The organism is Vineibacter terrae, from assembly GCF_008039615.1.
Classification (GTDB): Bacteria; Pseudomonadota; Alphaproteobacteria; order Reyranellales; family Reyranellaceae; genus Vineibacter; species Vineibacter terrae.
The window spans coordinates 72,249-79,446 of sequence record NZ_VDUZ01000041.1; the positions used below are offsets into that span (position 1 = coordinate 72,249).

General features: G+C 67.2%; 4 protein-coding genes. All 4 read left to right on the forward strand.

Features of this window, described 5'->3' with window-relative positions; all coding sequences use genetic code 11:
- Positions 1-291 precede the first annotated feature (291 nt).
- The gene (locus FHP25_RS29470) at positions 292-1,515 is read left to right on the forward strand and encodes a CaiB/BaiF CoA transferase family protein (protein ID WP_147850566.1); all 1,224 of its coding nucleotides are present in this window, start codon (positions 292-294) and stop codon (positions 1,513-1,515) included.
- A 105-nt stretch (positions 1,516-1,620) separates the two neighbouring features.
- A complete protein-coding gene (locus FHP25_RS29475; protein WP_147850567.1) occupies positions 1,621-3,114 on the forward strand; it encodes an MFS transporter in 1,494 nt (497 codons plus the stop codon).
- 312 nt (positions 3,115-3,426) lie between these two features.
- Entirely contained in the window at positions 3,427-5,379 is a 1,953-nt protein-coding gene (locus tag FHP25_RS29480) for an ABC transporter substrate-binding protein (RefSeq protein ID WP_231712521.1), read from the forward strand.
- A gap of 203 nt (positions 5,380-5,582) precedes the next feature.
- Positions 5,583-6,827 (forward strand): ABC transporter substrate-binding protein, encoded by a 1,245-nt coding sequence (locus FHP25_RS29485; protein WP_178133877.1) that lies wholly within the window; start codon positions 5,583-5,585, stop codon positions 6,825-6,827.
- Positions 6,828-7,198: the final 371 nt, after the last annotated feature.

Genomic DNA, 7,198 nt, shown 5'->3' on the forward strand with positions numbered 1-7,198 from the left:
TCATGCGCAATCTGCTCCCGGACCTCACATGAATGCGATGAGCCTACCAGGCAAACTGTGAGGAAAATAGTGTAGATCATTGACGATAAACCTCATTCCTCAGATCACATAAATTATGTGACCATTCACTTTTTTCATCATACACCGAAATGCAGATAATGTTAAGTACCGCAAGATCCATGCCGTGCGCGACGCTGGGATGACGCGGTAGACCGTCGCGGATTCGCGGTCGCGCCGGCTTCGATCTCTGCGATGATCGGATGGCCGATGAGCTGAAGGGAGCGTTGTCCGATGTTCACACCCCTTGCCGGCAAGCGCGTGGTCGACCTCACCCACGTGCTGGCGGGCCCCTATGTCACCCATATCCTGCGGCAGCTCGGGGCGGACGTGATCAAGATCGAGCGGCCCGGCACCGGCGACGTGATGCGTGCCGGCCGGCCGGGACAATCGCCACCCGGCTTCGGGCTGCAGTTCGTGGGCCTCAACGCCGGCAAGCGCTCGGTCGCGCTCGATCTCAAGGACAGCCGCGGCCAGGACATCCTGCGCCGGCTGATCGCCACGGCCGATATCCTGGTCGAGAACCTGCGGCCGGGCGAATTGCGGCGCCTGAAGCTCGATTACGAGTCGGCCGCGGCGCTCAATCCGATGCTGGTCTATTGCTCGGTGAGCGGCTGGGGACAAAGCGGCGCCTTTGCCGGGCGTGCCGGCTACGACCAGGCGATCCAGGCCGCCACCGGCGTGATGATGATGCAGGGCGAGCCGGGCGAGCCGCCGATGAAGGTCGGCTTCCCGGCGATCGACATCGCCACCGGCATGAACGGCGCCTGCGCCGTCCTGTCGGCCCTGCTCGAGCGCGAGCGCACCGGCAAAGGCTGCCGCGTCGACGTCGCCATGGCCGATTCGGCGCTGATGCTGATGATCGGACCGGCTTCGACCTGGAGCGTCGGCCGCATTGCGGCCGAGCGCTTCGGCAACCGGTCGCTGGCCTCCAGCCCGACCTCGGGCGTGTTCCCCACGGCCGACGGCTGGCTGTCGGTGGCGGCCAACACGCCGGAGCAAGGCCATCGCGCCCTGGAGATCATCGGCCGGCCCGCGCTGAAGGATGACCCGCGCTTTGCGCCGGCCGGCAGCAAAGGCGGCTTCTTCATCGTCGCCGACCTCGACGGCGCGCGCGCCCAGTTCGCGGCCGGCCTGCGCGAGGGCACGGCCGCGCATTGGGAGGCGGCGTTCAATGCCGCCGGCATCGCGTCCGCCAAGGTGCGCACGATCGAAGAGTACCTCGACGGCGCCTACCGGCAGACTCCCGGGATCCAGCACCGCATGGACCAGCCGGGCTATCCGCAGCCGGTCGAAACTCTGGGGGCCGGCTTCCGGGTCGACGGCGCCGCGGCCGGCGTGGCGGCGCCGGCCCCGGCTCTGGGCGCCGATTCGCAGGCGGTGCTGCGCGACCTGGGCCTCTCGCCTGACGACATCGCCGAGTTGGCCCGCGACAAGGTCGTGCAACTGTCGCGATGAGCCGGCCTCCCTTTCAGGGGGCACACCTGTACTTGGGGATTGCCAAAAGCACCCGCTTCCTCATATCCCTTGTGTCAACGACCGAAGGCGGACAGGAAGGCTCGCGTGCAATCTCCCCCGACCGGTGTGCCGACATCAGCACGCCAGGTGAAGATACCGTTCGGCCGTCTGGTCGCCTATTCGACACTGCAGCTGCCGCTGGCCATGGCGGCGCTCCCGGTCGTCCTCAATGTTCCGAAATTCTATGGCGAGACGTTGGGCCTGTCGCTGGCCTCGCTCGGCCTGTTCCTGCTGGTCACGCGCGTCATCGACGCGCTGCAGGACCCCGTGATCGGCTTCGTCAGCGACCGTATGACGGCGCGCCGCAACGGCCGGCTGCTGTTCGTCGCGGCGATGCTGCCGCTGCTGATCGGCGGCTTTGCGGCGCTGTTCTTCCCGCCGGTCGAGGCGCTGGGCAAGACAGGGCTGCAGATCTGGCTGCTGGTGGCGCTGGTGATCGTCCATCTCGGCTACTCCGGCACCTCGATCAGCTATCATGCTCACGGTGCCGAACTCAGCGACGATTACAACGAGCGCACCCGTGTCACGGTCGGCCGCGAGGTGTTCGGCCTGACCGGCATGACGCTGGCTGTCGTGCTGCCGGCCATCCTGACGTCGACCGGGTTCTTCGCCGACACCAAGCACGTCGCCGAGGAGGCACGGGCCGCGATAGTGGCCGCCAAGGCCGCCGGCGACCATGCCGCGGCCCTGGCCGCCCAGGCCCAGCTCAAGGCGGCGCAGCATGGCGCCGAGGTGCGCGGCTACGGCGTGTTCGGCCTGCTGTTCATCGCCATCGGCGTCCTGGCGGCGCTGCCGGCGCTGCTGCGCTCCCCGCCCGGGGTGCATGGCGCGGTCGTGCGCAAGGCCCGGCGCTCGATCTTCCATGATTTCACCGCGCCGCTGAAGAATCGCCTGTTCCGCCGCCTGCTGCTGGTCTTCGTGGTCAACGGATCGGCGCTGGGCATCGCCGTCAGCGTGATGCTGTTCTATGTCGAGCACGTTCTGAAGGGCACCAAGACCGATGCCGGCATTGTGCTGCTGACCTACTTCATCGCCGGCGCCGCGAGCGTGCCGATGTGGCTGCTCGTGTCGAAGCGGCTGAGCAAGGCATCGGCCTGGTTTGTCGGCATGGCGCTGACCGCGATCGCGATGTCGGTCGCGGTGTTCTTCGGGCCCGGCCATCTCTGGCTGTTCGTGATCGCCTCGGCCATCACCGGCCTGGGGCTGGGCGCCGACTACGGCCTGCCGCCCTCGATCCTGGCCGACATCATCAATGCCGAGGAAGGCGCCGACACCAAGGGCGAGACCGGCGCCTATTTCGGGCTTTGGGCGCTGGCCACCAAGCTCGCCACGGCGGTAGGCGCGGCGCTGTCGCTGCCGGTCGCGGCCTGGCTCGGGTTCGATCCCGGCGCCGGGAAGTACGACACCACGGCGCTGGTGATCGTGTACATCGTGATGCCGGTGGCGGTGAAGATCATCGCGGCGCTGCTTATCTGGTATATCCGCATCGAGGCTGAACGGCCGGCCGTGCGCCACCTGCTGGGCGGCAAGCCCGCCTGACGTCCTTCCCGTCATCTCGAGCGTTTGTGACTTTTTCAGTGACCTTCCCCCGGAGGGGGAAGGTGGCGCGAAGCGCCGGAAGGGGGGATGTTGCAGCGGATTCGGTGTGACTCAGGACCAGCGAATTCGTTGAAACATCCCCCGTCACTCCGAGCGGAGCGAGGGATGGCGAAGGGCCTCGGGCAGGATGATGACTATACAGGGCCAAGGCGCGCCCGATGACGGTCCACGACGGCGGCCTCACGATTAAGTGTCGCCGCGCGCGGCCAAGACAGGCAGAATTCATCCGGAAATGACTTTTTAGGGGTGAACATGCGCGTTCGCTTCAAGGCCGCTGGCGCGGCGCGCCGCATGTCGCGGCGGCAGGTGGGGTCGCTGGCGATGGCTTGGCTACTGGGCGGGCTGGCGCTGCCGGGAAGCGCGGCCGCCGACCCGCCCAAGGTGCTGGAGAACCCTTACTGGCAGGAGCGCATCAAGGCCGGCTCGCTGCCGCCAGTCTCGGCGCGCATCCCGAGCGTGCCCATGGTCGTGAGCGGCTTTGCCGGCAATGACGGGCCGGGCCAGCCGGGCGGCAGCATCGTCACGCTGGGCGCCGAGCGCGACACAAGGCTGATGGCCACCTACGGCTACACCCGCCTCGTCGCCTTCGAGCCCGATCTCAGCCTGCGCGCCGACATTCTCGAGGCCTACACCGTCGAGGAAGGCCGCCGCTTCACGCTCCGGCTCCGGCCGGGACATCGCTGGTCGGACGGGCACCCCTTCACGGCGGATGATTTCCGCTACTGGTGGGAGGACGTCGCCAACAATCGCGAGCTGAGCCCCAACGGCCCGCCGGCGGAAATGCTGGTCGACAACAAGCCGCCGGTGTTCGAGATCGTCGACCCGGCCACGGTGCGGTTCACCTGGCAGGCGCCCAATCCCTACTTCCTCGAGGCCCTGGCGCGGGCGCTGCCGCTGTTCATCTACCGGCCGGCGCATTACCTGCGCCAGTTCCACGCCAGGTATGTCGAGCCTCAGGCGCTGGAGGAGCTGGTCAAGAAGTGGCGCATGCAGGGCTGGACGCGCCTGCACAACCGCGTCGACCAGATGTATGTCGGCGACAATCCTGACCTGCCGTCGCTGTCGCCCTGGGTGCCCAGGACCAAGCCGCCGTCGACCCGCCTCGTCTACGAGCGCAACCCCTACTACCATCGCATCGACAGCAATGGCGTGCAGCTGCCCTATATCGACCAGGTCGTGCTGAGCGTCGTGTCGCCCACCGTCATTCCCCTGAAGGCGGGCAGCGGCGAGACCGACCTGCAGGCGCGCTACCTGAAGTTCGACGACTACACGTACCTGAAGGGCAACACCAAGACGTTCTCGTTCGAGGTGCTGCTGTGGGAGACCGGCAACGGCTCGGAGCTGGCGCTCTACCCCAACTTCAACCACAACGACCCGGTGCTGCAGACCCTGTTCCGTGATCCCCGCTTCCGGCGTGCGCTGTCCATGTCCATCGACCGCGACGAGGTGAACGAGGTGGTGTTCATGGGCATGGCGCATCCCAGCAACAACACCATCCGGCCGGGATCGCCGCTGTTCCAGCCGGCGTATCGCGAGCTCAATATCAAGTACGACATCAAGCAGGCCGGCAAGCTGCTCGATGAGATCGGGCTCACGAAGCGCGATTCCGAGAATGTCCGCCTGATGCCCGACGGCCGGCCGCTGGTGCTGGTCGCCGAGACCGCCGGCGAGACCAAGGAGCAGACCGACATCCTGAGCCTGATCCAGTCGACCTGGCGGCGCGCCGGCATCAAGCTGCTGATCCGGCCGCAGACGCGCGACCTGCTGCGCCAGCGCGTCGCCGCCGGCGAGACCATGATCTCGGTATGGCCGGGCGTCGAGAACGCCATGCCGACCGCGGCCTCCAGCCCGCGCGAGTTCGCCCCCGGCACGCTGGGCGACCTGCAATGGCCGAAATGGGGCCTCTATCGCGAGAGCAAGGGCAAGGCCGGCGAGTCGTGCGACATGCCGGCGGTGCAGCGGCTGATCGAGCTGGTCGACACCTGGGAGAAGACCGTCGATCCCGAGGCGCAGAAGGCGATCTGGCGCGAGATCCTGACCGCCCATGCCGAGCAGCAGTTCTCGATCGGCGTCATCTCCGGCTCGCAGCAGCCGGTGGTGATCAGCCGCAAGCTGCGCAACGTGCCGCGCAACGGCATCTACAGCTGGCACCCCGGCTCGTTCTTCGGCATGTACCGCCCCGACACCTTCTGGCTGCAGCGCTAGGTCGACTTCGTTCTGGTCGGGCCGCGCCGCTCCAGCGGCGCTCTTCTGCAAAAGACTAAGAGGCGCCGCTGGAGCGGCGCGGCCCGGCCCCATGAGCGCCCGGTTGACAGCCCCGTCCGGGCCACCCTAACGTGGTCAGACCTCTGACCAGAAGGTCGGACAAGAGAAGGCTCGCACGAGCCCGCTGCATCGGGAGGAGAACGGTGAAGGGATTTGCGCCCTTGCTCGCCGCCTGCATCGCCGCGCTGGCGGCGCTGCCCGGCCTTGCCGCCGACCCTGTGAAGATCGGCGTCATCTACCCGCTCACCGGCAACGCCGCCAGCGCCGGCCAGTCCGCCAAGGACGCCGTCGAGCTGGGCGCCGAGATCGTCAACGGCACCTATCCCGATCTCGCGCAGCTGCCGCTGGCGGCCACCGCCGGCCTGCCCAATCTCGGCGGCGCCAGGATCCAGCTTGTCAGCGCCGACCACCAGGGCAACCCGCAGGTCGGGCAGAACCAGACGCTGCGCCTGATCACGCAGGAAAAGGTCGCGGCCATGCTGGGCGCCTACCATTCGTCGGTGGCGCTGGTGGCGACTGCCGTCGCCGAGCGCCAGGGCGTGCCGTTCCTGGTCGCCGACTCGGTGGCGCTCAACATCACCGGGCGCGGCTTCAAGTGGGTCTTCCGCACCGGGCCGATCGCCAGCGACTTCGCCAAGGCCTACACCGCGTTCCTCACCGACCTGAAGAAGGCCGGCCGCAAGATCGACACCATCGCCGTCGTCAACGAGAACACCGACTACGGCAGCTCCGTCGCCGGCAGCATCCTGGCTGCCGCCAAGAGCGCCGACATCGCGGTCGCGGCCCAGATCCCCTACAACGCCAACAGCGCCGACGTCTCGGCCCAGGTGCTGCAGCTCAAGACGCTCAATCCCGACGCCGTGATCTTCATCAGCTACACGGCCGACACGATCCTCTACTTCAAGACGATGCGGAACCTCGACTACCTGCCGCCGATCATCATCGGCGACGATGCCGGGTTCTCCGATCCGACGTTCATTCCCAATGTCGGCGACCTGGCACAGGGCGCCGTCAACCGCAGCGCCTGGGATGTCGGCAAGGCAGGCAGCAGCAGCTACGTCATCAACCAGATGTTCAAGGCCAGGCACGGGCGCGACCTGGACGACACCAGCGCGCGCTGGATGCAGGGCTTCCTGGCGCTGGCCGAAGCCATCAACCGCGCCGGCTCGACCGCGCCCGACAAGATCCAGGCGGCGCTGAAGGCGACCGACCTCAAGCCAGATCAGCTGATGATCGGCTACCGCGGCGTGACGTTTGACCAGACCGGGCAGAACACCCTGTCGGCGACCTACCTCATCCAGCTGCGCGGCAAGGAGTATGTGTCGGTATGGCCCGAGGACCGCGCCACCGCCCGCTTCGAATGGCCGATGAAAGGCTGGAAGAAGTAGCGCGCTCCGGTCGAACAACCGCATGTCGACGCTGAGCATCCCCGTCATCTCGAGCGCAGCGAGGATCTCGGGGCGGCGCCTGGCTCCCTCGCTGCTGTCTCCTCGCCCCGCGACAGCGGGGAGAGGAAGGGGCCCATGCCGACGGCATGGGAAGGTGAGGGGTAGGAACGATCAAGCCATGCGACAAGAACAGGGACTGATCGCTCGTACCCCTCACCCTCCCATCGCTGCGCAATGGGCCCCTTGTACGACCGGATACATCGGTAACACTTTAGACCGGATACATAGGTAACACTTTGGACCGGATACATCGGTTACACTTTCGGTGCCGCCGCTGGCCGCTGCCGGGGGCGCGCCCCCGGCAGCGGCTC

Excerpts from the sequence above, each read along its gene's own strand:
- FHP25_RS29480 (WP_231712521.1), top strand. The coding sequence starts at position 3,427 with ATGCGCGTTCGCTTCAAGGCCGCTGGCGCGGCGCGCCGCATGTCGCGG.
- FHP25_RS29470 (WP_147850566.1), top strand. The coding sequence starts at position 292 with ATGTTCACACCCCTTGCCGGCAAGCGCGTGGTCGACCTCACCCACGTG.